This window comes from Colwellia sp. SU-HH00943, assembly GCF_057546125.1.
In genome coordinates this window covers 425,561-451,980 of record NZ_BAAJLW010000002.1, presented here as the reverse complement: position 1 = coordinate 451,980, position 26,420 = coordinate 425,561, and the positions used below count along the sequence as shown (strand labels likewise).

The 26,420-nt window shown below is 38.0% G+C and carries 20 protein-coding genes; 4 read left to right on the top strand and 16 right to left on the bottom strand.

Annotation, left to right across the window (positions count from 1 at the left end; translation table 11 throughout):
- Positions 1-6: 6 nt before the first annotated feature.
- The 5 genes from sucA to sdhC all read right to left on the bottom strand — a co-directional run bounded on the left by sucA (position 7) and on the right by sdhC (position 6,177).
- On the bottom strand, positions 7-2,808 hold the full coding sequence (sucA, locus tag AC27GZ_RS07185) for a 2-oxoglutarate dehydrogenase E1 component (RefSeq protein WP_487094222.1): 2,802 nt from the start codon (positions 2,806-2,808) through the stop codon (positions 7-9).
- Between the two features lie 163 nt (positions 2,809-2,971).
- On the bottom strand, positions 2,972-3,679 hold the full coding sequence (locus AC27GZ_RS07180; protein WP_487094221.1) for a succinate dehydrogenase iron-sulfur subunit: 708 nt from the start codon (positions 3,677-3,679) through the stop codon (positions 2,972-2,974).
- A 12-nt stretch (positions 3,680-3,691) separates the two neighbouring features.
- Positions 3,692-5,461, bottom strand: coding sequence for a succinate dehydrogenase flavoprotein subunit (gene sdhA / locus AC27GZ_RS07175; RefSeq protein WP_487094220.1), 1,770 nt, complete (start codon positions 5,459-5,461; stop codon positions 3,692-3,694).
- Positions 5,462-5,809 carry a succinate dehydrogenase, hydrophobic membrane anchor protein gene (gene sdhD / locus AC27GZ_RS07170; RefSeq protein WP_487094219.1) on the bottom strand — a complete coding sequence of 116 codons (348 nt, stop codon included), beginning with the start codon at positions 5,807-5,809 and terminating at the stop codon, positions 5,462-5,464.
- The gene (gene sdhC, locus AC27GZ_RS07165) at positions 5,803-6,177 is read right to left on the bottom strand and encodes a succinate dehydrogenase, cytochrome b556 subunit (RefSeq protein WP_487094218.1); all 375 of its coding nucleotides are present in this window, start codon (positions 6,175-6,177) and stop codon (positions 5,803-5,805) included. The genes sdhD and sdhC overlap by 7 nt, the downstream gene beginning before the upstream one ends.
- Positions 6,178-6,854: 677 nt before the next feature.
- On the opposite strand from sdhC, the gene AC27GZ_RS07160 reads away from it, so the two are divergent.
- Positions 6,855-8,141: a citrate synthase gene (locus AC27GZ_RS07160; RefSeq protein WP_487094217.1), complete on the top strand. Its 1,287-nt coding sequence runs from the start codon at positions 6,855-6,857 to the stop codon at positions 8,139-8,141.
- A gap of 237 nt (positions 8,142-8,378) precedes the next feature.
- Here AC27GZ_RS07160 and AC27GZ_RS07155 read toward each other — a convergent pair whose 3' ends face one another.
- The gene (locus AC27GZ_RS07155) at positions 8,379-9,365 is read right to left on the bottom strand and encodes a GlxA family transcriptional regulator (protein WP_487094216.1); all 987 of its coding nucleotides are present in this window, start codon (positions 9,363-9,365) and stop codon (positions 8,379-8,381) included.
- Between the two features lie 671 nt (positions 9,366-10,036).
- Between AC27GZ_RS07155 and tcdA the strand changes: the two genes are divergently transcribed.
- Positions 10,037-10,867, top strand: coding sequence for a tRNA cyclic N6-threonylcarbamoyladenosine(37) synthase TcdA (gene tcdA, locus AC27GZ_RS07150; RefSeq protein WP_487094215.1), 831 nt, complete (start codon positions 10,037-10,039; stop codon positions 10,865-10,867).
- A gap of 8 nt (positions 10,868-10,875) precedes the next feature.
- Here tcdA and AC27GZ_RS07145 read toward each other — a convergent pair whose 3' ends face one another.
- Positions 10,876-12,612: a SufS family cysteine desulfurase gene (locus AC27GZ_RS07145; RefSeq protein ID WP_487094214.1), complete on the bottom strand. Its 1,737-nt coding sequence runs from the start codon at positions 12,610-12,612 to the stop codon at positions 10,876-10,878.
- Positions 12,613-12,784: 172 nt separating this feature from the next.
- Between AC27GZ_RS07145 and AC27GZ_RS07140 the strand changes: the two genes are divergently transcribed.
- Complete coding sequence (locus AC27GZ_RS07140) at positions 12,785-13,057, top strand: hypothetical protein (RefSeq protein WP_487094213.1); 273 nt, start codon at positions 12,785-12,787, stop codon at positions 13,055-13,057.
- A gap of 25 nt (positions 13,058-13,082) precedes the next feature.
- Here the strand turns inward: AC27GZ_RS07140 and AC27GZ_RS07135 are convergent, their stop codons facing one another.
- The 5 genes from AC27GZ_RS07135 to AC27GZ_RS07115 form a co-directional block, all read right to left on the bottom strand.
- Positions 13,083-14,648 (bottom strand): tetratricopeptide repeat protein, encoded by a 1,566-nt coding sequence (locus AC27GZ_RS07135; RefSeq protein WP_487094212.1) that lies wholly within the window; start codon positions 14,646-14,648, stop codon positions 13,083-13,085.
- Positions 14,649-14,658: 10 nt separating this feature from the next.
- The gene (nlpI, locus tag AC27GZ_RS07130) at positions 14,659-15,579 is read right to left on the bottom strand and encodes a lipoprotein NlpI (RefSeq protein ID WP_487094211.1); all 921 of its coding nucleotides are present in this window, start codon (positions 15,577-15,579) and stop codon (positions 14,659-14,661) included.
- Between the two features lie 140 nt (positions 15,580-15,719).
- Positions 15,720-17,843 carry a polyribonucleotide nucleotidyltransferase gene (pnp, locus tag AC27GZ_RS07125; RefSeq protein ID WP_487094210.1) on the bottom strand — a complete coding sequence of 708 codons (2,124 nt, stop codon included), beginning with the start codon at positions 17,841-17,843 and terminating at the stop codon, positions 15,720-15,722.
- Positions 17,844-18,270: 427 nt separating this feature from the next.
- Complete coding sequence (locus tag AC27GZ_RS07120; RefSeq protein WP_487094209.1) at positions 18,271-18,702, bottom strand: VOC family protein; 432 nt, start codon at positions 18,700-18,702, stop codon at positions 18,271-18,273.
- A gap of 26 nt (positions 18,703-18,728) precedes the next feature.
- Positions 18,729-20,612 carry a protein kinase domain-containing protein gene (locus tag AC27GZ_RS07115; protein WP_487094538.1) on the bottom strand — a complete coding sequence of 628 codons (1,884 nt, stop codon included), beginning with the start codon at positions 20,610-20,612 and terminating at the stop codon, positions 18,729-18,731.
- A 66-nt stretch (positions 20,613-20,678) separates the two neighbouring features.
- Here AC27GZ_RS07115 and AC27GZ_RS07110 point away from each other — a divergent pair, with 66 nt between their 5' ends.
- Positions 20,679-21,215, top strand: coding sequence for an SRPBCC family protein (locus tag AC27GZ_RS07110; RefSeq protein ID WP_487094208.1), 537 nt, complete (start codon positions 20,679-20,681; stop codon positions 21,213-21,215).
- Between the two features lie 103 nt (positions 21,216-21,318).
- On the opposite strand, the gene AC27GZ_RS07105 is transcribed toward AC27GZ_RS07110, so the two are convergent.
- The 4 genes from AC27GZ_RS07105 to astE form a co-directional block, all read right to left on the bottom strand.
- A complete protein-coding gene (locus tag AC27GZ_RS07105) occupies positions 21,319-22,545 on the bottom strand; it encodes a dihydrolipoyllysine-residue acetyltransferase (RefSeq protein ID WP_487094207.1) in 1,227 nt (408 codons plus the stop codon).
- Positions 22,546-22,584: 39 nt separating this feature from the next.
- Positions 22,585-23,562: an alpha-ketoacid dehydrogenase subunit beta gene (locus AC27GZ_RS07100; RefSeq protein WP_487094206.1), complete on the bottom strand. Its 978-nt coding sequence runs from the start codon at positions 23,560-23,562 to the stop codon at positions 22,585-22,587.
- Between the two features lie 2 nt (positions 23,563-23,564).
- Entirely contained in the window at positions 23,565-24,746 is a 1,182-nt protein-coding gene (locus tag AC27GZ_RS07095; RefSeq protein WP_487094205.1) for a thiamine pyrophosphate-dependent dehydrogenase E1 component subunit alpha, read from the bottom strand.
- Positions 24,747-25,313: 567 nt separating this feature from the next.
- Entirely contained in the window at positions 25,314-26,414 is a 1,101-nt protein-coding gene (gene astE, locus AC27GZ_RS07090) for a succinylglutamate desuccinylase (RefSeq protein ID WP_487094204.1), read from the bottom strand.
- Positions 26,415-26,420 lie beyond the last annotated feature (6 nt).

Genomic DNA, 26,420 nt, shown 5'->3' with positions numbered 1-26,420 from the left:
TTAATGTTAGTCCAATGTTAACGCTTGAGTGACAAGCGCTTGTTGTTCTTTCACATGCATAGACATATAACCACACGCTGGTGCTGCAGAAGCATTACGGCCTGCATATGTCAAATACGTACCTTCAGGGATAGCTGCTCTAAAATGATGCTGAGAACAATACCAAGCACCTTGGTTTTGCGGCTCTTCCTGACACCAAACAAATTGCTTCACGTGTTGATAATCTTTTATCGCTTCTTGAAGCTCTTGTTCAGGGAATGGATATAATTGCTCAATACGAATAATGGCAATGTTATCCTGTTCATTTTTACGACGCTGCTCAAGTAATTCGTAGTACACTTTACCACTACAGAAAACTACTCGCTCAATAGCTTTTGGATCTAAATCATCTACTTCACCAATCACATTTTTAAACTCACCTGTTGCTAACTCTTCCATAGAAGATACTGCTAGCGGATGACGTAATAGTGATTTAGGTGACATAACTACTAGTGGACGACGCATTGGACGTACAACTTGACGACGTAGCATATTAAATACTTGTGCAGGTGTAGAAGGTACACACACTTGCATATTGTGATCAGCACAAAGTTGCAAGAAGCGCTCTAAACGTGCAGAAGAATGTTCTGGTCCTTGACCTTCATAACCGTGAGGTAGCAACATAGTTAAACCACATAAACGGCCCCACTTCTGCTCACCTGAGCTAATAAACTGATCAAAAACTACTTGTGCACAGTTAGCAAAATCACCAAATTGTGCTTCCCAAATTGTTAAACCGGCAGGCTCTGCTGTGGTATAACCATATTCAAACGCTAGTACAGAAACTTCTGATAACACAGAGTCATGTACATCAAAAGGTCCCTGTCCTTCACGAATGTTTTGTAGTGGTAAGTAGGTTGTCGCATCTTCTTGGTTATGTAATACGGCATGACGATGGAAGAAAGTACCACGACCAGCATCTTGACCTGTTATACGAACACGCTCACCAGCATCAACAATCGAAGCATACGCAATGTTCTCTGCCATACCCCAATCAAGTAATTTTTCGCCTGTGGCCATCTTCATGCGATCATCGTAGATCTTTTTAACACGAGAATGCACAGGATGACTTTCTGGGATAGTTGATAACTTAACCGCTAATTCTTTTAATTTATCAACGCTAATTTCTTTATTGTATTCATCATCCCAATCATGACCAAGATATGGTGTCCAATCAACAGAGTGCTCTGTCATTGGGCGCCACTGTTCAACAGTACATTGGCCTTCATCAAGTAATTTACGGTAATACGCTGTTAACTCATCAATTTTCGCTTTAGCTAAGCTACCTTCGTTAATCAATTTATCAGCATATAATTGACGTGGAGTGGCATGCTTTTTAACCGTTTTATACATTAATGGTTGTGTTGCACTTGGCTCATCAGCTTCATTATGCCCATGACGGCGATAACAAACCAAGTCAATAACTACATCACGTTTAAACTCATTGCGATAATCAAGCGCGATTTGTGTTGCTAAAATTACAGCTTCTGGATCATCACCATTAACGTGTAAAATAGGTGCCTGAACCATTTTTGCAATTTCAGTACAATACTCACCACTTCGTGTATCGTTTGGATTTGACGTGGTAAAACCAACTTGGTTATTTACCACAATACGTACAGTTCCGCCTACTTTAAAAGCGCGTGCTTGCGACATATTAAAGGTTTCTTGTACAACACCTTGACCAGCAATCGCTGAGTCACCGTGAATGGTAATAGGTAATACTAAATCACCTTGATCACAATCACGTCTGTCTAAACGCGCGCGTACTGAACCAATAACAACAGGGTTAACAATCTCAAGATGTGATGGGTTAAACGCTAAGGCTAAATGTACATTACCACCAGGGGTAACAAAATCAGATGAATAACCTTGATGGTACTTAACATCACCTGAGCCTAATGCTTCATCATGTTTACCGCCAAATTCATCGAATAATTTTGATGGATTTTTGCCCATCACATTCACGAGCACATTTAAGCGACCACGGTGAGCCATCCCCATAACAACTTCTTTACTGCCAGCAGCACCAGCTCGGGTAATAAGCTCTTTAAGCATTGGTATAAGTGCATCACCGCCTTCTAATGAGAAACGTTTTGCACCTGGGAATTTAGCACCAAGATACTTTTCTAAACCATCAGCGGCGATTAAGCCTTTTAGGATTTCAGTTTTTTCATCAACATTTAAGGTTAATTGTGACTGAATAGACTCAATTCGATTCTGCAACCAACGTTTTTCATCAGTTGACGTGATGTGCATATATTCAGCACCTAAAGAACTACAATAAGTCTTTCGTAGCGCTTTATATAAGTCACCTAACTTCATTGAATCTTGACCAACAGCTAATGAGCCGACATTAAACTCTTTGTCGAAGTCATTTTCTGATAGATCATGATGGGATAGTTGTAAATCACGAACTTTATCACGCTGCCATAATCCTAAAGGATCTAAATTAGCATTTTGATGACCACGTACCCTAAAAGCATTGATAAGTTGTAAAACTTTAACTTGTTTGGCGTCACCGCCTGAGGTAACAACTTGTTTTTTCTGTTGTTTAGCTAAAACTTTAAACTCGTCTCGAATAGCGCTGTGGCGATATTCCACATCACTACCTTCCACTTTAGGAAGCTCTGAAAAGATTTCACGCCATTCTGCAGACACAGAGGCTGAGTTATCTAGGTATGATTCGTACAGTTCTTCAATATAAACGATGTTACCACCGTTTAAATGGGAAGACTCTAACCAAGCCTTCATTACACCTTCTGGCATTGCCTTTTTCCTTTGCTGAGGTAAAGCAACTAAAATAAATAACCACAATACAAATAATAGCGGTTACGGTTAAATTATATTTACTGCGTATTAATTAAAGGAAACACGCAAAACTTTTGGTTATACCTAAACAAAAGGTTAGATATAACCGTTCTATTTCAGATTAAACTGCTCGGCTTAATAGCATAGATTTGATATGGCCTATGGCTTTAGTTGGGTTTAATCCTTTTGGACAAACATCAACACAGTTCATAATGCCATGACAACGAAATACGCTGTATGCATCTTGTAAACCATCCAAACGCTCTTCAGTTGCAGTATCACGACTATCTATTAAGAAACGATAAGCATGTAATAAACCTGCTGGACCAATAAACTTGTCTGGATTCCACCAGAAAGATGGGCAAGATGTTGAACAACAAGCACATAAGATACATTCATAAAGACCATCTAATTTGTCGCGGTCTTCAATAGATTGTAAATTTTCACGCGCTGGTTGTTGTGCATCGTTAATCAAGTATGGCTTAATTTTTTCATATTGCTCATAAAACTGACTCATATCAATGATTAAGTCACGAACAACTGGTAACCCAGGTAAAGGACGTAAAACAATTTTACTGGCCTTTAATTCTGATAACGGCGTAATACACGCTAAACCGTTTTTACCATTCATATTTAAACCATCACTGCCACAAACACCTTCACGACAAGAGCGGCGGAAAGATAAACTTGAATCTTGCTCTTTTAATAAGATAAGCGCATCAAGTACCATTAAATCAGAGCCATCAGGAATCTCTAATTCATAATCTTTCATATAAGGCTTAGCGTCTACATCAGGATTATAACGGTAAATCGAAAATAACTGTTTCATACCAATTACTCCTTAGTAAACACGTGCTTTCGGTGGGAAAGCATCACGGTGAACAGGTTTCATATTAACATCTCGCTTACTCATTTCTTCGCTTTCAGGCGTATAGATTGAGTGGCATAACCAGTTTTCATCATCACGTTCAGTGAAATCTTGTCTTGCGTGAGCACCACGAGATTCTGTACGGAAGTTTGCCGCTTTTGCTGAACAGAATGCTGTTTCCATTAAGTTATCTAATTCTAAACATTCAATACGCTGAGTATTAAATTCAGATGACTTATCGTCTAACTTAGCAACTTTAAGACGTTCGCGAATTTCTGTTAATTCTTTCATGCCTTGTGCCATAGCTTCACCTTCACGGAATACCGAGAAGTTTAACTGCATACACTGTTGTAAGTCTTTGCGGATTTGAACTGGATCTTCACCTGTTGTTGAAGATTCCCAACGATTTGTACGAGCAAGTGCGGCTTCTAAATCTGACTCTGAAGCATCTTTACCGTTTTGTGTTTCGTTTAAGTAGGTACCTAAGAAGTTACCTGCAGCACGACCAAATACCACTAAATCAAGTAGAGAGTTACCACCTAAACGGTTTGCACCATGTACAGATACACAAGCAATTTCACCTACCGCAAATAAACCGTCAACAATAGATTCTGTGCCATCAGCTGCAACATTAATTGCTTGACCATTAACGTTACAAGGTACACCACCCATTTGATAATGACAGGTAGGAATAACAGGAATCGGCGCATCTGCTGGATCAATATGAGCAAATGTTTTAGATAAATCACAAACACCCGGTAAACGTTTGTATAAGGTTTCACGACCTAAGTGATCTAGTTTTAATTGAATATGTGGACCGTATTGAGGATGGTCTAAACCACGGCCTTCACGAATCTCAGTCATCATTGAACGAGCTACAACATCACGGCCGGCTAAATCTTTAGCATTCGGCGCGTAACGTTCCATGAAGCGTTCACCATCTTTGTTAAGAAGGTAACCACCTTCTCCACGACAACCTTCAGTTACCAATACACCTGCACCTGCAATACCTGTTGGGTGGAATTGCCACATTTCCATATCTTGCATTTGAATGCCAGCACGAAGTGACATACCAACACCATCACCCGTATTGATATGAGCATTAGTTGTTGAAGCAAAAATACGGCCAGCACCACCAGTAGCAAGTACAGTAGCACGTGCTTTAAAGTAGACAATTTCGCCTGTTTCAATGCAAATTGCTGTTGTACCCACAACGGCACCGTCACTGTTTTTAACTAAATCTAATGCATACCACTCAGAGTATACGTTAGTTTTGTTTTTAACATTTTGTTGGTACAAACAATGTAGCAGTGCATGACCAGTACGGTCAGCAGCAGCGGCAGTACGTGCAGCTTGCTCGCCACCAAAGTTTTTAGATTGACCGCCAAAAGGACGTTGATAAACACGGCCATCTTCAAAACGAGAAAAAGGTAAACCCATTTTCTCTAATTCAATAACAGACTCAGGACCTGTTTTACACATATACTCGATAGCGTCTTGGTCACCGATATAATCAGAGCCTTTAACTGTATCATACATATGTTGTTCCCAATGATCTTCATGTGCATTACCTAAAGCAACGGTAATACCACCTTGAGCAGATACTGTATGAGAACGAGTTGGAAATACTTTTGAAATCAAAGCACAAGATTTACCTGACTCTGAAATCGCTAATGCAGCACGCATGCCCGCGCCGCCTGCGCCAATAACTATGGCGTCAAATTCACGAATTGGAACGCTCACTTACACACCCCACACAATTGAGAAGCCAAACACTACGTAGGCTAATAACAAAACTGAAAAGAAAAACTGCAATGCACCACGTAAAAATGCTGGTTTGATGTAATCTGACAACACTTGCCAAACACCAATTTTAGCGTGCACAAGTAACGCTAACAGCGCTAACATTGTGGCAACCTTTACGCTCATACAAGCAAAGAACCCTTGCCAAACATCATAAGTAACACTAGGTGTTACTACAAAAAAACCAGCAAGTAGTAAGGTGTAAAGTACTAGAATAACGGCACTAGCTCTTAAAAGAATAAAATCATGTACGCCATTACGGCCTACTGATGCGACGACGCCTACCATAACCAAACTCCTATAACAGCAGATATAGCCAACCAAAGTACAATAACTAATTTGGCGCTAGCATTACCTGAAGATAATTCTTCAAAATGACCTAAATCCATAAACAAGTGACGAACACCTGCTAGTACATGGTAAGTCAGTGCTGATAAACAGCCGAAGATAATAAATTTAAAGAAAAAGCCATCAAGACATTCTTGAATTTTGGCAAATCCTTCAGCAGAAGAAAGAGAGGTTGAAAGGGTCAATAATAGGATGCCTATAGCAAATACCATAATGACACCAGAAATACGGTGTAAGATTGAAGCATTAGCTGCGGGGTGCATCTTTATCGTAGATAAATCTATATTTACAGGACGTTGTTTTTTCACAATTGTTGCCTAAAGAGCTTGAAAGCCTTCAACTTTTATTATTGTTACTCATGAACTACTTTTTAGATTTTAGTACTTATCTTCATTTACAAAATACAAAAAATACTAAAAGAGATTACTAAAAAAGTAATTCCCGAAATGAACGGTAACTGCTTAATATAAAAATAACGCATTAATCATACTTAACAGTTAAGCCAGCCCGCGTAATAATAACGAACTTGCCTTAAGTTAGCTAAGTAATTCTATTAATACTTTCGTATAAGAAATAATATTTCTACATTGAAATGATTTCTTATTCAGCAAGAGAATTTTTACTTTTTCTCTTGTTAAAAATACGATGTAAAAAAAAGCAATCACAGAACGGCTTGATTATATAGCTGATAATGAATAAATTCAATTTTCGAAACAGGCAATTATCACACCACCGACCAATGATGATTACTTTTTAGTCAACTTTTGTGATGGTCGTCAAACTTTAGACTAATGGCTATTACATTTTTTTCTTGAATTGGGGTAGAATGTTGCCAGTTTGATTTACCCAAGCAACGTAATAAAACAAACTAAATTTTCATTTTTTCGTTTTAGTACTAAAATACATCTATTCAGAAATAGTACTAATTACGAAAGTCAGATTGTCAAAATACATTGCAAATTATAATTGATAGGGGATAAAAAATATGGCTGAATCTAAAGCCTCACTAAGTATTGACGGTAAAGAAATTACCGAACTGCCTATTCTAAAAGGCTCTGCAGGTACTGACGTAATTGATATCAGAACCTTAGGTGGCCACGGCTACTTCACTTACGACCCTGGTTTTTTAGCAACGGCTTCATGTGAGTCATCAATCACATTCATTGACGGCGGAAAAGGTGTTTTACAACATCGTGGCTACCCAATTGACAGCCTAGCAAAAGAAGCTGACTACCTTGAAGTTTGTTATATTTTACTTAACGGTGACGCACCAACTCAAGCCGAATATGAAGATTTTAAAAGCATCATCACTAACCATACTATGGTGCATGAGAAGCTAGTACATTTCTTCCACGGTTTCTTACCTGACGCTCATCCTATGGCAATGATTTGTGGTGTTGTAGGCGCATTATCTTCTTTCTACCACAGTGACTTAGACATAAATGATGCAGCTCAAAGAAAGCGTAGTGCTCACCGCCTAATTGCTAAAATGCCAACCATTTCAGCCATGGCTTATAAGTATAGTATAGGGCAACCATTTGTTTACCCACGTAATGACTTAACTTACGCTGAAAACTTCCTACACATGATGTTTTCAGTACCTGCTGAAGAGTATAAAGTAAGTCCTATTGTTGCTAACGCAATGGATAGAATCTTTACTCTTCATGCGGATCACGAGCAAAATGCATCTACCTCTACAGTACGTCTAGCTGGCTCTTCTGGTGCTAACCCTTATGCTTGTATCGCTGCTGGCGTTGCTTCTTTATGGGGACCTGCTCATGGCGGCGCTAATGAAGCTTGTCTAACTATGCTTGAAGAAATTGGTAGCTTAGACCGTGTTGATGAGTTTGTTGCTAAAGCTAAAGATAAGAATGATCCATTCCGCTTAATGGGCTTTGGTCACCGTGTTTATAAGAACTTTGACCCACGTGCTACCGTAATGCGTGAAACATGTCATGAGGTTCTAAATGAGCTAGGTATCAATGATCCTCTACTTGATGTAGCTATGGCATTAGAAAAAGTAGCTTTAGAAGACCCTTACTTTATCGAGAAGAAGCTATATCCAAACGTAGATTTCTACTCAGGTATTATCCTTAAAGCCATTGGTATTCCTACTAGCATGTTCACGGTAATTTTTGCTATGTCTAGAACCGTTGGTTGGATTGCGCATTGGGATGAAATGTTATCTCAACCAGGTCAAAAAATTGGTCGTCCTCGTCAGAAGTACACGGGTGAAATCAACCGAGAATTTGTATCTTTATCGAAAAGGTAACATACATAACTAGTCAAATTAACCTCAAAAAAGGTAGCGAAAGCTACCTTTTTTTATGGTTAAAATTCATAATTATTCATATTTTTTGATTAATAACTATTTTCTATATGTTGTTTTTTTATGCAAAAAAAGGTGAAAAAACACCTAAAAACACTATACTTTTTATTTATTAGAGTAATAACTAACATTCACAAAAAAAATAATGAAAACCTATTATTTTTGTCATAAAACGGTTTTTTAGCTAAATTTTTGCCGATAATCTTTGGGTGTTAATCCGGTAAAGCGTTTAAAAAGTTGCCTAAAACTACTAATATCTTCGTAACCTACTGACCAAATAATTTGGTTTATACCTTCAGTGGTTTTTTCAAGTTTATCTTTAACTCGCTCGACACGGATCCTTTGTAGATAATTGATAGGATTTTCATTGGTTGCTTGTTTGAATCGACGCTTAAAAGTTCTTGAGCCCAGCCCTACTTTTTCTGCTAGTTCATCCATTGAAATGTCTGTTTTATAGTGAGTCTCTAACCAGTCTTGTGCAGTTAAAATAGCTTGGTCTTGATGCTTTTTTTGGGCTTTAAATGATAAATAAGGTGACTGCTTCTGTCTGACAGGATCAAAGACAAGTAATTTCGCACAATCTGACACAATATCCTTACCACTAAATCTATCAACAATGTGCAAAGCAAGATCAATATAGGACATAGAGCCACCTGAGCAAATAATATCGCCATTATCAATAATTAATTGATCACAATCGAGTCGTATATACGGAAAAACTCGTCGAAATAATTCAGCACTTCGCCAATGTGTTGTAGCCGTTTTCCCGACTAACAATCCTGACGAAGCTAACAAAAATGCGCCGGTACAAAAGCTCGAAATAAGAGTACCTTGTGCTTTGCAGTATGTTAACCACTGCCTGATACTGTCTTTATTGGCTATTTCAATATCATCACCACAGCAATCAACAACCACTTCAACAGAAGCTGACAAGACAATAATATCAGGCGCACTTTCAAGACTTAGTTGCTCGGTAGGCTTTATTTCAATGCCGTTATAACCATAAACGCTTTTATTATCGATAGTCACTATTTGGCAATCAAAGTTGTCAACATTGCCATCGCCATAACGACGGCTTATACAATAGTTTGCTGTAGAGAACACATCTAATGCGCCATATACAGCAGAAACCATACAATGCTCAGTGGCTAAAACTAAAACCTTCATTTATACCCCACATTCCTCGCAAAAAAAATGGCACTTATGCCATTAACTATGTCAAATATGCCACCATACAAAATAATGTTCAAGCATTAGTATTTTTCCATAAGGTAGCTATTTAACCTGAGGTTTGTATAAGAAATTGTGCAACGCCTATTAAATCAAACACTTAGGGTAGTTTGATATTTCTAGCGAGGAATTTTTGCTGTATTCAAGGCAAACTTGCGGGTCAATAGCTGGTTTATTGCAAGTAAATTTAACGAAGAAGACAGTAAAAAATAACCGCTTGAAACGCTTTGCTTATGTAAATCTCAGGTTATTTAATTTCGACATAAGGAAATTCTCATGATAAACATTATTAATTTATGCCTAATCATACATAGGGTCACTTTAGTTACATTACTGATATTAATAGCATTAGTTCCATTGATAACCAGTATTGATGAAATAATGGCATTTGTTATTTTACCTAGCCTTTTGATAGTGCTATTTACGCTAAGTATCATTATTGAACAAAAACTCTTGCGACTCGCTTCAGCAGAAGCTACCAATAAAAAGCCTAAACTTTGTTTATTGAAAAGGTGTTATCACAAAAATTGCTTAAGTTAGTTTTCAACATGTAGGCTATCTCGGTATAATACGGCCTGTTTCTTTTTACCGATAAAGCCTTCAATTACATGTCTGATTATTCTTTAAGATTTGCAGGTATCGCTCGCCTGTATGGCCAACAAGGCGCAAAGCTCCTTCAACATGCACACTTCTGTGTTGTTGGCATTGGTGGTGTTGGCTCTTGGGTAGCGGAATCCCTTGCTCGTAATGGTATTGGTCAAATCACTTTAATTGATCTGGATGATATATGTATTAGTAATATCAATCGTCAAATTCACGCCTTAACCAGTACCATTGGTGAGAGTAAAGTAGACGTAATGGCTGGTCGCATCAAAGAAATTAACCCCGATTGCCAAGTGAATATTATTGAAGACTTTGTCACAGTCGAGAATTTAGCCGAGTTAATGTCGGCTCAACATTTGCCAAGTAGATATGATTTTGTGATTGACGCCATTGATGCAGTTGATATCAAAACTCGTTTAATCGCATATTGTAAGCGCAATAAAATGCCTATTATTACTATTGGTGGTGCGGGTGGCCAAGTCGATCCAAGCCAAATAGCTATTACAGATTTAAGTAAAACTTATCAAGATCCCCTTTTGGCAAAAGTGAAAAATCAGTTGCGACGTGAATTCAATTTTCCTCGAGCAGATGTAGCAAAAGCTAGTAAAAGGAAGTTTTCAATCGATGCGGTATTTTCTACCGAGCAACTTCGCTACCCTGATACAACAGGCGACGTTTGTTTAGCTAAACCTGACGCTAATCAATCAGGTGCTGCGACAACTCGACTAGACTGTAGTGGTGGCTTTGGTGCCACTACTCATGTTACCGCTACTTTTGCGTTCTTTGCTGTAGCAAGAGCAATTGATAAGTTGCTTAAAAAAAAGTTTTCAAGTTAAACTAGCGATTATTCATTATCACACTGACTGGCAATACGGTTAATTTTTTCAACAATAGCTAAAATACCGTTTCCTCGAGAAGGGCTTAGTTGTTCCATTAAACCCAGTGTTGCAAAGTAGTCCTTAATATCGAACGCCAAAACTTGCTCGGCCGTTTTACCATTAAATGCCGCAAGTACAATCACCAATAAACCGCGAATAATCTTGGCGTCACTGTCTGCTTGAAAATGCAAAATGCCCTGCTTATCTTTGCTTGCTTTTAACCAAGCTAAACTTTCACAGCCATGAATTAAAGATTGCTCATTTCGATGCTTCTTATCGAGGCGTTGTAATTTTTTACTCAATAACATGATTTCGCGATGGCGATTATGCCAACCGCCAACGTTGGCAAACAGATTAATAACATCATCACTGTTATATTCACGATTAGGTGATGTTGATTGTTCAACAATACTTTGATCACTGATTATTGGATTTACATTTGAGCCTGACAATATGTTTTCTAAGCAAGTAATGAAATAATCTATCTCCTCTATCGTATTATAAGGCGCTAAAGAAATTCGTAAGCACCCAGTTATTGATAAATATTCCATTAATGGCATTGCGCAGTGGTGGCCACTACGAATAGCAATACCATAACTATCAAGTGCACTAGCTATGTCATGATTATGGTGACCATCAATCGTCACTGAAAACACAGGAATATCAGGTATTCCTGAAACAATAAAATTCACCTGAGGTATTTTAGTTAATGCTTGGTAACAGTGCTGAATTAATAAGGTTTCATAACTATTAACGTCTTGATGCTGAAATTTATTTATGAAATCTATCGCCTGTGAATAGGCAATAACACCAGCAATATTAGATGTACCTGGCTCAAACTTAAAGGGTATTTCATTAAACGTAGTTGCTTGCTCAAAACTCACTGTTTTAATCATTTCTCCGCCTGCTTGATATGGCGGCATACTTTCGAGCAAATGCCGCTTGCCATACAGTACCCCTACTCCCGTTGGGCCATACATTTTATGTGCAGAAAATAAATAAAAATCACAATCAAGGGCCTGTACATCGACAGGAAAATGAGCAATTGCCTGTGCGCCATCAATAACTGTTACCGCCCCTTTTTCTTTGGCTTTATTAATCACAGTTTCAATCGGATTTAGTTTGCCAATAACATTAGAAACATGTCCACAACAGACAATTTTTGTTTTCGAACTCAAAAGCTTGTCATAAGCGATAAGATCAATCCGCCCATCTTTTGCAAGAGGTAATACTCTAATCACGGCTCCTGTTTTCTCTGTGACCAATTGCCAAGGAACAATATTGGCATGGTGTTCACTTACCGCAATAATTATTTCATCACCGACTTTAAGTCGTTGAGTGCCCAGTGTATTTGCAATCAAATTGATACTTTCTGTCGCACCTTTTGTCCAGATAACTTCTTTTATTGATTGGGCATTGATAAAGTTTTTTACTTTCTGCCTTGCTTGTTCAAAAGCCGTCGTTGCCTTAGCACTGAGCATATGCGAAGCTCTATGCACATTGGCATTATATGATTGATAAAACGTTTGATAGCAATCAATTACACTTTGCGGTTTTTGTGTTGTCGCTGCATTATCAAAATATACTAACTTGTTAGTTGCTACTTGATCAGCTTCCTCTTCAGCAGCAGTATCACTTCTAAGCCTCTCATTAGAAAGTAATGGAAACTGTTGTCGAAAGTCTTGAATATTAAAACTCGTCATAAATAAGTTTGCTAAATTTTGTCACATCATAAAGTTGACATAATTATACCTTATATTAGGCACTTAGTATTAGCGGCAAAAATAAAACCACCTCAATGCACTTTAATTAAGATTTTTCACTGATTTTGCGTTAGTATTAACATAATGTTAACGCGTTCAAAGGAGGAACAGTATGACATTGTATTCTTGGTTCACAGAAGAAAAAAATAAAGGGAATAAAAACAAACACTTTATTGGTAGCAAGTCTAAAGAAGTTATAACAGGCAATACTATGTGGCCGGTAGCAACCGTTACTCAAGGACAACAAATAATACCGCCATTGAAAAAGAAACCAATATCAACGTTAGGTGAAAAGGCTTTTTTAGTACCTTCAAGGAAAGTACCATCAAAGGAAGCACCGTTATCTACATTGTTAACAGTGAAAGGTACTAAAAGCTCTCTGTAAACAAGCTGACATTATTGCAAGGTTCCTAGAAGTTGCCTTGTAATACTTTTTTTCTCCTCTGTGGTGAATCTTCCCACACTGCTGCCCTTTCAAGCCAATATCTTGCTTGCTCTATATTACCCTGCTGAAAATACGCTAAAGCAATATTATAATGAAAACTTGGCATAACATACTTAAACCCACTCCTTTGTATAAATGACAAATACTCTTGAGGAAATTTAAGTGAGAAATATTGCATTTTGGTTGCTCTGCTCAATGGCATGTAAGCAGTAAATTTCCCCTGTCCTACTATGTTCTCATCTATATTTTTATTTTTAATGGCTGCGTTTTCACAAGTTTTCCCTGAAAATACGCCAACCTCATGAGCATATCGTTTCGGGGTGCCTAATAACCATTGCTGAGGTGAAGGGATGCTCAGAGGTTTAATTGGTTGCAAAACAGGTGTACTTGCTTTAATAAAATCACGCCAAGCAAGCTGAGATAACACCTTTTCTCTAACCTCTGTTCTATCTCCTTGATATTGAGTAGCCAAAACCGCAATATTTTCTGAAAACACTTGCTGTTGTTCCTGCTGACAGGCTTTATGATCTTTTGCTAATGGATATTCATCAACAAAACCTAACAAGTGACTGATTTCATGTACAAAGATATCAAAATCATCAAAAGCATCTATATACATCGCCCCAAAATGCACATTAGCACCGCCTTCAGGTAGCAACAAACCAACAAAGCGCGTATCAACACTCTCTGCTATGCCTTGCCATTTAGACTCATTACATACAATGGGCTGAGTTGAATTTGCTGTACAAGCTAACGTATCACTTGCGATATAACGTACAGGTGCAAAACAAACATACTGGTTTAACGGGTGCTGCTCAAAAGCGTTTATTAAGCTTTCTAAATGCTGCAAATGCGCAAAGTTACTGGCAAAAAATTGAATGCTGTTCGAACAAGAGGTCGCTTTTTCTAACCTTAAATTCGTCGCAGTCACTTGATATTTTTCAATCTTATTTAATATGGCTTGCCCCTGCTCATACTTTTGAAAGGCTCTGCCATGTTGCGCTAAACTTTGTTCAATAGCATCCATATCCCCTTCATTAATCATAATATGCAACTGAAGTACACTCGCTGAAATTAAACTTGTTTCATCTATATCTTTTGGTAGTTGAGACAACAGAGCTTTTGCATATTGTAGATTTTTGTTATCAAAGTAATGTTGCGCTAAAGCAATATATGCCGGAGGAAATTCCAATCGAATAGCTTGATTGAATTGAATAAGTGCTTGTGGGCTTAACTGCTGAGATTGATAAAAAATCGCTAATTCATAAGCCGCTCGTCCTTGAGTTTTTGATAATTTATGGGCTAACTCAAGCCAAGTACTACTATGCTTATCTGATGCTTGCCAAGCATATTGCAAAGCGGCTGAGTTATTTTGTTTTAGCGAGAAAGTTAATTGACGTTGAGAGAATGTTTGATTGTTTATTTGAGCGGTTAAGTAGGCAGACAAAGAAAATGAGCTTGCTGGCAATGTTATTAATAAACAAGCTAATAATCCCCTCATTAGCCAAAGGTAGTTTACTGACATTGCCATTTGAGCACTGTTAGCTCGGGTTGTTAGGTGTTACAACAGAGACTTTCTTTACACGCATTAAGTCTAATTCTAACTGTGAATACCTATGTTCAACAAACTCATAAACATTAGTACTAATAGACAGTTTAAAGAAGTTCATTGCTGCACCTTTATACCCTAGCATTTGATTATATTTCCCTAAATAAAAATACGCCTCACATAACCTATCGGTTAGGGCTTTATTAGAATGAACACCTCGAGCTAGGCCTTGTATAAATTCATCTTGGTTGATATTACCTAAATACAAGTGAATAACTTGTTTAGCCCAATTATCATCAGCAATTAAAGCTGCATTTTCGGCAAGGTTTTGTTTGGCCAACGCTGGGTTGGTTTCATATTGAGCCATGTAAAGCCATAACAAACGGTAAGGATCATCACTTCTCTTTTGCGAAAACACTTCAAAATCTTGTGCGGCTAATTCAGGTCTATCGCCATAATACAAAGCAATGCCACGATTTAAGTAGACATACTCATGATTTGGCTCTAAATCTAATACCGAATCAAACTTTTCATACGCTTGTGAGAACTCACGAATTTGAGTGAAATAAATCCCTAAAAAGTTATACGCATCAGCAAGCTTATTATCTAACTGCAATGCTTGAGTAAAGTCTATTCTTGCTAAAGTACGCAAACCGACACTGTCGTATAAGACGCCACGATCAAATAAAATTTTAGCATTTTGCTCTTCTGTTAACTTAGCTCGAGTAAGGAAATCAGAATAACGCGCAATAGCAATTTCACTTTTAAAGTTGATGGCGGCAGGCTCAGCAATAATTAATTGTTCTAAACCTGTAGAAAAATGATTATTTTTAGACGTGCTGGCGCAACCTTGAGCGAGTAGTAAGCCACAGATAAAAAAGAGTAGTGTTATATTTTTAAAAATAGGATTCACTAAATTGCCTTGCTATTGAATAATAAAGGGAGATACACAAGATTCGATTGTACTTTAATTTAGCACTAATGACATAACAAAAAGGAGCCAAACGGCTCCTTTTTCAATGATTAGTATAACAAAGTACTTTTAAAGCAGTTTTATTCTGCAGCTGACTCTTCTTGAGACGCTTCTGCTGGTTTTTCAATTGCTTCTTTAATACTTAAACGTACACGGCCTTGACGGTCAACTTCAAGTACTTTCACTTTCACTTCTTGTCCTTCAGATAACACGTCACTTACATTGTTAACACGTTCTTCTGAAATTTGTGAAATATGAACTAAACCATCTTTACCAGGTAATACGTTAACAAATGCACCGAAATCAACGATACGAACAACCTTACCTGTGTACAGTGTGCCTACTTCAATTTCAGCCGTAAGTGCTTTAATGCGGTTAATGGCATCTTCTGCTTGCTCACCTGATGTTGCAGCAATTTTAACTGTACCATCGTCATCAATTTCAATTGTAGTGCCTGTTTCTTCAGTCAACTGACGAATTGTTGCGCCACCTTTACCGATGATGTCACGAATCTTATCTTGGTTAACTTTCATGGTATGAATACGTGGAGCAAATTCAGAAATTTCTTCTCTGTGACCCGCAATCGCTTCATCCATTACAGATAAAATGTGTGTACGAGCAGCTTTTGCTTGGTTTAAAGCAATTTGCATGATTTCTTGTGTGATACCTTCAATTTTGATATCCATTTGAAGTGCAGTAATACCTTCTGTAGTACCCGCAACTTTAAAGTCCATATCACCTAAGTGATCTTCATCACCTAAAATATCTGAAAGAACAACGAAATCATCACCTTCTTTAACTAAGCCCATTGCTATACCAGCAACAGAAGCTTTAATTGGAACACCAGCATCCATTAATGCTAATGACGTACCACAAACAGAAGCCATTGAAGATGAACCATTTGATTCAGTAATTTCAGATACAACACGTACAGCGTATGGGAATTCTTCAATAGTTGGCATTACCGCTAACATACCACGTTTTGCTAAACGACCATGACCGATTTCACGACGCTTAGGTGAGCCTACAAAACCAGTTTCACCAACACAGTATGGAGGGAAATTATAATGAAGCATAAATGCATCAGTTTTCTCACCCATTAAGGTATCAAGACGTTGAGCGTCACGTTGAGTACCTAAAGTCGCCGTTACTAATGCTTGCGTTTCACCACGGGTAAATACCGCAGAGCCGTGAGTACGTGGTAACACGCCAGTCATCACGTCCAAACCACGAATTGACTCAGGATCACGACCATCAATACGTGGTGAACCTTGAGTAATACGACCACGAACAACAGTTTTCTCTAAATCATGGAATAAGTCTTTCGCTTCTTGAACATTCAGCTCTTCATCAGCAGCTAATAACTGTTCAACAACATCGTTGCGAATTTCTGCAATCTTTTCATAACGAACTGCTTTTTCAGTAATTTGATAAGCTTCATTTACTTGCGCTTCAGATAATTCAGCAATTTTAGCTACTAGCTCTGCATTTTTCTCAGGAGCAGTCCAGTCCCAAACTGGCGTGTTCACTTCTGCTTTAAATTCATTAATAGCAGTAATCGCTGTTTGCATTTGCTCATGACCATAAACAACAGCACCAAGCATAACTTCTTCAGATAAAACATCTGCTTCAGATTCAACCATTAATACCGCAGAATCTGTACCTGAAACCACTAAATCTAACTGACTTGTTGGTAATTCAGATTGAAGCGGGTTAAGAATGTATTGACCATCAGTGTAACCAACACGAGCAGCACCAACTGGGCCACTAAAAGGAACACCTGCGATTGCTAATGCCGCAGAAGTACCAATAAGTGAAATAATATCGGGTGCAATTTCAGGGTTTACTGAAACAACAGTGATGATAACTTGAACTTCGTTAGTGAACCCTTCAGGGAATAATGGACGAATTGGACGGTCAATTAAACGTGCAATTAATGTTTCTTCTTCTGAAGGACGGCCTTCACGCTTGAAGAAGCTACCTGGAATTTTACCTGCAGCGTAAGTACGCTCTTGATAGTTAACCGTTAATGGGAAGAAGTCTTGACCTTCTTTCGCATCTTTTTTCGCTACAACTGAAACTAATACACAAGTATCGTCCATGCTTGCCATTACAGCAGCAGATGCTTGACGAGCAATAGCACCCGTTTCAAGCGTTACGGTATGTTGACCGAATTGAAATTTTTTAGTGATTGGATTTAACATTTAATATGTTTCCTTAATTCTTTACATACATATGTAATTTATTGATATACCTAATCAATCTGTACAATTATTTATTCACTCAAACACAACATAACGGTGTAAGTAGAACAAAAAATTATACAGTTTGATTGATTATTTTTTACTTAAATTCGCCTTCAATTTTCACCAAATTAAAGAACAAAAAATTTAAGCACCGACATTATACTGACCTGAGCGCCATTTGCTAGCAAGAATGGCTACTTAACGCTCATTGACTACAAAAAAGATCAAATCAATAGAAAGAAAAGAAGAAACAGCAGAGTATTTTAAGCAAAAAGTGCAAGTTTGATGGAAAAAAACTGCAATATTTAAAGCTTTTACTGTAAGTTATTTAGAAAAGGTGCCCCTTTAACTAGATGCTTAGGTATTAGGTATTAGGTATTAGGTATTAGGTATTTGCATTTTTCTGATACAAGGCGCATTGCGCACCTGCGGGATCTTTTATCACGACATATTTATCATTTCCCATGGACTTAATAGCTGTAACAAGCTCACCACCTTCTGCTTGTACCCTTGTAACCGCATGCTCAATATCGGCGACCAAAAAATAGGGTAACCAAACTGCAGGCATATCAGCATTAGCACCTTTTGCATGACAAACACCGGTAGCAAAACTGTCCGTTACACTTGCCTCTGTGGTTTGACTCGAAGCCTCAACCTTTGAACTCATCGCAAAATCAACATAGGCATCATCACCGTCAATCATCTTAACGGGTTCACTTTGCCAACCAAGCACTTTTTGATAAAAATCTTGTACTTGCTCCGCATGTTGAACAGATAGGTCCATCCATGCCATATCACCTATTTTTTCACCATACATAAGTAGTTCCTCGTATAAAAACTCATTTAACTCAGTTTAGGATTTTTTGGATAAAAACGCTCAGGTAATGCATTAATATGTTCAAAAAAACGCGTATCTTTATAGGGTAGTTTCATAAAGCCTGAAATACCTAAACCATTAATGGTAGGCAGTAAAGCAAGTAATTCATCCAGGCACTGACGAAACTCTGCTTTTTTATCATGATTTAACAACATCAAGTAACTGTGTATTTTCAAATGCTTAGGCAGTACTTCAAAAATAATACAACCAGTATGATGAATAAGATTTAAACGGGACAAGACTGCCATCATTTCATCAGGCAAATACAAATATTCATCGGGATCTTTACCGTCTTCAAAGTATGAATGCAACCGGGTGATATCATCAATATCAGCAACATCACTGACTTCAAACGCTATCTTTTGTTCTGCATGAGCAACAAAAGGATTAGATTCATCTTCACGTTCCACATGTAAAGTATTACGCGCATTAAATAAACAACTTTTGAAAACACCAATGCGAAAAATACCTTGAGCTAAGTGGATCATATTATTTACCGCACTTTCAAATGACGCTTTCAGCTCAGGGTTAAATAAGGTTAAATTTGAATCAATATATACGCCCTCTTTCGCCCAACGAATAGCTAAACCACCCACCACGGGAAAGTTACCTAAACGCCCTAATGCGGCAATAAAAGCCTTCTCATTATCTCCCATGCCCATTAAGTAGTTCTTATAATATTTTTCTAGTTGTACATCATCAATATCACTTAGCTTATCCTCGTCTGACTCTTCACGTAAAAAGGACTTTCTCGATCCATATACAACAGTTTCTATCGCCTCCCTATTATTTTCTGGTAGTGCTTTTACCCACACAGGAATAAGTGGCTCAGCTTTATAAAGCGTCGCAGTTTCTGACAACACAAGTTGTTTTAAATAAGACAAGTTGTTAAAAAAATAATCCCCCGCTTGACGACGTTTTTTGTCATCATCACTTAACATCGCACTCAGCACATTGGCTAACATTTTCGGTAGACCTAAAGCACTTGGCGGAATAATTTTACTGCCATATCGACATGATTGCCCAGAAGCGATAGCGTATAAAGTTGCCGCTAACCCTTGCTCGTCAAATCGAGGCGAAGAGAGCCCGCCATTAATTTGTTCAGGGCCGATAAAGTAAACATCACCTAATCTAGCATTAGTGTGTTGTAAATCACTACTCATCAAGTCCATGACATTATTACTGGTGCTTTGCCCATCAACATCAAGTTGAGCCACTACAGATGAGCCCCAATCAATCAGTTGTACCAAGCCTGTTTCTTCATCAAAAACTACATTTGATGGTTTAATATCACCATGAACATAAGGCTTTGCTTGCGGATGAGCGTTTGTGCCTCGAAGGTAAAGTAAAATGTCAGCTAACTGAATGGCAATACTCACGACTAACTCTGGTGGTAAAGGCCCTTGTTGATGTGACAACTGTTCTAGATCAATTCCTGGAGCCCTAGTCATTTGTAAAATAGATTGTCGCTTTATTTTTTTATACTCAATAACGCTGGGAATTTGAGGGTGATTTAACTGTTGTTGAATATCAGCTTCTTCACTCAATCTGTCTTGAACATGTTGGGGTAAATTCAAACGAGAAAATTTAAATACTACATCTTTATTTACACTATTTTTAGCCGAAAATACAAAGCCATAAGCGCCCTTTCCTAACAAGGCAATTTCTTGATAACCCAATTCCTTCAACTGCTGCTGACATAAATCAACCCACTGCTTTAGTTTGGTCGCATCTTTATGGTTAAGCAGATAAATAGATTGCTCTTCTGCTATATAGAAATGTTGAAGCTGTTTTTCTTGGCTAGTTGCTGGCAAACGGTTACTCGCTTTTCCGTAAAATAAAATCGCTATTTGAAACAAAATAGGTTTAACTAATAGTACCTTTTATTTTTATAAAAAGAACAATTTGGAGATAAAATGATAAAAAAAATATCCATCATACTAGCCTGTATTCTTGCCCTTCCCTTCATCATCGCATTATTTGTTAAAAGTGATTATGAAGTGGAAAGAAGCGTAACGATAAACCAACCAAACCCTATAGTCTTTAACTATATTAAACTGCTAAAGAATCAAAACGATTTCAGTAAATGGGCACAGTTAGATCCCACAATGGAAAAATCTTTTCGCGGTATTGATGGCACAGTAGGCTTTGTTTCTGCTTGGGATAGTGACCATGAAGAAGTAGGTAAAGGCGAACAAGAAATCATCAGTATAATACCTGATAAACGCATTGATTATGAATTACGTTTTTTGGCGCCATTTGAGTCAACTTCACCAGCCTATATGACAACCAACGCCGTAGGTAGTGATAAAACAATGGTTGCATGGGGTTTTAAAGGCAATATGGATTATCCAATGAACTTAATGTTTTTATTTATGGATTTTGAGAAAATCATTGGCGATGACTTACAAACAGGGCTCGATAATTTAAAAGTTATTCTTGAGAAAGAATAACAGATCTACAACAAATGGCGGTTTAAACTATTAGCTCAAGAAATTAATAGCTCAATAGCTCAAACCGCAAACCTATTTATTCATATTAACTAGCTAAAATTAACTAGCTCATATGCACTAGCATATTACTAGGCTTTTCTAAGAATGATTTCCATAAATTACAAAATCTTGCAATAGTACCACCATCAATCACACGATGATCTCCTGACCAGCTTACTTGCATAATACTACGTGCTTCTACATCACCTTGCTCATTAAACCTTGGTAAGGTTTGTAACTTACCTAACGCAACTATGGCAGTTTCAGGTTTATTTATAATAGGTGTTGCCACTGTGCCGCCAATAGCACCAATATTAGAAATAGTGATAGTACCACCAGTTAAATCACTGCTTGGCACACGACCGCTTCGCGCATCGTTTGTTAAGCGGGTAATATCAACTGCTAAGTCTAAAATTGATTTATTTTGAACATGCTTAACATTGGGTACTAAAAGCCCTACTTTTGAATCTACCGCCATACCGATATTATGATCATTAAAATAGGTGAGCTCAGTACAATCATCATTCACTTGGCTATTAATCACAGGAAACTCTTTCAGGGCTAGTGAAATAGCTTTCATGAAAAATGGCATCATAGTCAGCTTAATATCTTGCTTTGCATAGGTTTCTTTTAATGACAAACGCAATTTAATGAGCTCTGTCATGTCAATTTCTTCACAATAAGTAAAATGAGGAATAGTGCTTACAGACTCTGTCATGGCTTTTGCCATCGCTGCTTTTACACCACGAATAGGCTCAACATGGTTTGCTTCTGTTTGAACACTCATGACTGTATTTGAACCTTGCTCATAGGCAAGTACGTCATCTTTATAAACGCGTCCTTTTTTACCCGAGCCAGTCACCTCGCTAATATTAACATTAAGCTCTCGAGCAACACGACGCACCGCAGGGCTAGCAATAGCCTTTCCTTGTGTGACAGTTTGCTCTACGGTTATATTTGCAACATTTTCATCCGCTTTCACATTTTGTGTCGTTGGTGATTCATCTATTTTTTTAACGCCATTAACCGCTGGAGAGTTTGAAGTACTATCAGCTTCAGCCGACATAGCAAAAAGCGGCGCATGCACTTTAGCAATTTCACCTTGCTTGTAATAAAGCTTTTCTATCACACCTGAATGCATCGCAGGTATTTGTACTAAAGCTTTATCTGTCATGACATCAGCAACAGGCTGATCTTCAACAATACGCTCGCCTTCTTTAACTAGCCATTCAACTAGTTCACATTCAACAATACCTTCACCAATATCAGGTAAAATAAAATCTATACTCATGTTTTTTCCTACATTACTTTTAGAACGCTATTTCTTCAGTTAATAATGAACACTGTGCTTAATGGCTTCGTAAATTTTTAAATGATCCGCAACATATTCTTTTTCAAGCGCTAAAGGATAAGGTGTATCTAAACCACAAACACGCGCTATGGGAGATTCTAGATGCAAGAAGCATTCTTGCTGAATTGTGGCGCTAATTTCACTAGCAAATCCCGCAGTTAAAGGCGCTTCTTGACTGACTAATAACCGGCCTGTTTTTGTGACGGAATTAGCAATGGTTTCTACATCCCAAGGTAAAATACTACGTAAATCAATGACCTCACAAGAAATGCCATCATTAGCCGCTAAATCTGCGGCTTTTTGTAGGATTTCCATCTGGGCGCCCCAAGCAAGCAAAGTAATATCTGTGCCAGTTTGCAACACTTCTGCTTTTCCTAGAGGTAACTGATAATCTTCCTCTGGCACTTCACCAACAGAGGCTCTATATAAGCGTTTAGGCTCAAAAAATATCACTGGATTATCATCACGAATTGACGCTAACAATAGTCCTTTTGCTTGATAAGGGTTACGTGGGACAACAACTTTTAATCCGGGCGTATGAGCAAAATAAGCTTCAGGAGATTGGCTATGATATAACCCACCGGCAATACCGCCACCATAAGGTGAACGAATGGTTAATTTACCCACATTAAACTCATTACCACTACGATAACGGAACTTAGCGGCTTCATTAACGATTTGATCAAATGCAGGAAAGATATAATCGGCAAATTGAATTTCCGCTATGGGTCTAGAGCCTTGTGAGGCTAAGCCATTCGCAAAGCCAATAATACCTTGTTCAACCAAGGGCGTATTAAAACAGCGCATTTTACCGTATTTATCTTGTAAGCCTGAGGTTGCACGAAAAACGCCGCCAAAATGTCCAACATCTTCGCCAAAACATAAGGTACTTTCATCTTCAGCCATCGCAATATCTAGTGCGTTATTAATGGCCTGTAACATATTCATTTGTGCCATGATTAAAATTTCCCCGCGGTAAATGGGTAAGCTTCAGGATATTTTTTTATGTGAGCCTTTACTTGTTCTAATTGCGCTTGCAATTGATTCGTTGGCACATCGTAAACATCAGTTATCAGGGTATTGATATGAGGTTTATTCAATTTCTCTGAAGCTTTTACGGCTGCTAGCACTTCCTCTCGTAAATTTTCAAATAACGCCTTGTCTTGCTCTTCATCCCACCACTTTTGATGCAAAATCCAGTTTTTCATCCGTAAAATGGGATCATTTTCTTGCCACTTAGCTTCCTCTTCACGTGTACGATAGCCCGAAGGATCATCAGAGGTGGAGTGTGCCCCTAAACGATATGTCATGGCTTCAATTAATACTGGCGCATTTTCTTTTAATGCGTAAGCGCGTGCGGTTTGAGTTGCTCTGATTACCGCTAAAATATCATTGCCATCAACTCGTAAAGTTTTAATGTCATAGCCAACACCCCGAGAAGCAATGCCATTTCCTCTGAACTGCTCTTCAGCAGGCGTTGATATGGCATAACCATTATTACGACAGAAAAATATAACTGGTGCTGCATGCACTGCTGCCATATTCAAGCCTGCATGAAAATCACCTTCTGAGGCAGCACCTTCACCGAAGAAACAAAGAGTTACAGCCTCTACCCCTTGTAGTTTTTGTCCGTAGGCATAGCCCGTTGCTTGTGGAATTTGTGTGCCTAACGGCGATGAGACCGTCATATAGTTCAAAGCATTTGAACCATAATGAATCGGCATTTGACGACCTTTACCTAAATCTTTTTCGTTGGAAAACATTTGGTTCATAAAGTTCTCAAGGCTAAAACCTCGATACATGAGAGCACCTTGTTCACGATATTGGCTCATGATCATATCTTGCGGTTCGAGCCCTGCAGCAGCACCGACACTAGCAGCTTCTTCACCTAATGCGGCGACATAAAAACTTAAACGACCTTGCCGTTGCGATGCCACCATACGCTCATCAAGTACACGATGAAAAGCCAGGGTTTTATAAACTTTTAAAGTTTGTGCCTCATCCATGTCTGGCAAATTACTCTCTGGGTAAATAGTACCGTCTTGCTTTAATATTTTTAGCTCTGGAATTTCAACGCTGGTGCCATCGATAAAAGTAGGTTTGTGCACTACCGGACCATCATCATAAAGTTCACTAGTCATAATATTCTCTTATTAAATTACGCCTTTTCCATGCTACTAACATAGGTAAAACGCAAAGTGGATACATGTAACTAAAGCCATTTTCTTGTAATAGAAGTATAGCCAACAATGTATAATTATCGCGCCAAACCTTACCTTTACGTAAACTGATAGACAAGATTATTACGTAATGATGTCGGTGAGTTTTTATAGAAAGTGAGCAAAAAAGTTTACACTTAGCGATGAGTGTCAAGCTTGAATAGCAGGGAATGCTGCAAATATAATGATAAAAACTAAAGGTGTTATTTTCATGTAACACCCTAGCTTTAGAGATATTAGTTGGTCAATAAATAAGGCTTAGAAGAGTTAGCAAAGGTATCTTTCATTTTTTCGCCAGTATACGCTGACCACCAGCAATATTGCTCTGGGATCCACCGCTTTTCTAATTGTTTTACTACTTATTTAAAACGACCATAGATATAATCAATCGTTGATGAATTATAGTTAAAAATAGAAAGGTTAATCCCAAAAGAAAAAGGTAACTTTATCTTTAAGAACAACCTTTCTATTCATATTAATGTTTAGAATTTACAAAGGATTAATGACTACAGGAACAACCGTTAACAAGGCTCTTTGACCAATAGCAACCTCGGCATTGGGAAAAATAATAGCTTCCCCTTGCTTTTGAGTTTTGACTTCTTTGCTACCATCGGTAGCTATTACAGTACCGACAGGGAAGTCAGTAAAGTTTTCAACATCATCGGCAAAGTGAAGAGAAAAGTTTTGATGATTGCGTACAATGATTTGATCTATCTCGAAAAAATTAAAATCAGTTTCTGTATAAGTAGGCAAATTAAGCGTTGGCTCAGAGATTAAAGCCGTTAGCGAGGCTTTCACCGCAGAAAAGTTACCCATGTCATTTTCACCAAACGGCTTGACCTTACCTAACTCAACAGTAAAAGCATGGGCGTTAAATTGCTTTGATGAAAAATAACTAAAGGTTGTGGTTGGCGAGTTAGAAAACAAAATAGTATTTATGCCGCACGCTAACATAAATTGTAATTCTGATTTCACCCAAGGTTTTTCGTGTCTAAAAGGATATACAGCAAATTTATCATTTTTTGAACCACGTATAGCAGTATGTAAATCATAATGAAAACGTTCCCGCTTACCTAATAAAGAGCCGTTTTCAAAAAAATCTCTAACGGTATCTTCTAACAAAAGCGCCCTATGACGTTCTCGATTTATTAAACCTGCTCCCTGCCCTTGATCTTGCGAATGACCACCAGAAAACAAACGGTTTAAGTTTTCTTCCACAAAGCGTTTGCCAATATTTATAGCAGCAGGGTTACCAAATAAAAATAACACCCTGTGCTCAAGATGCAGTTTTCCCAAAATAACCAGCTTGATTAAATCTCTGCAGATTTCAATCGGCGCCGTTTCATTTCCGTGGATAGCACTTGATAACACCACATCTTTCGTAGCACTACTATTATGAGGTTCAAGAGTGATAATACCAGTATCAAGTACTGACACCTTAGTTTTCGCTGAGCTACTCAAGCAAGTGACATCAAAGCTTACCGCAGGCATAGAAAACTCATGGCTACGCGTTAAACTTAAAAAGTCACCATTTTCCAATAACGCTTTTTTTAATTGCTCTGGGGTCAATTGCTCTTGAGGGTAGCCCATTTTGCT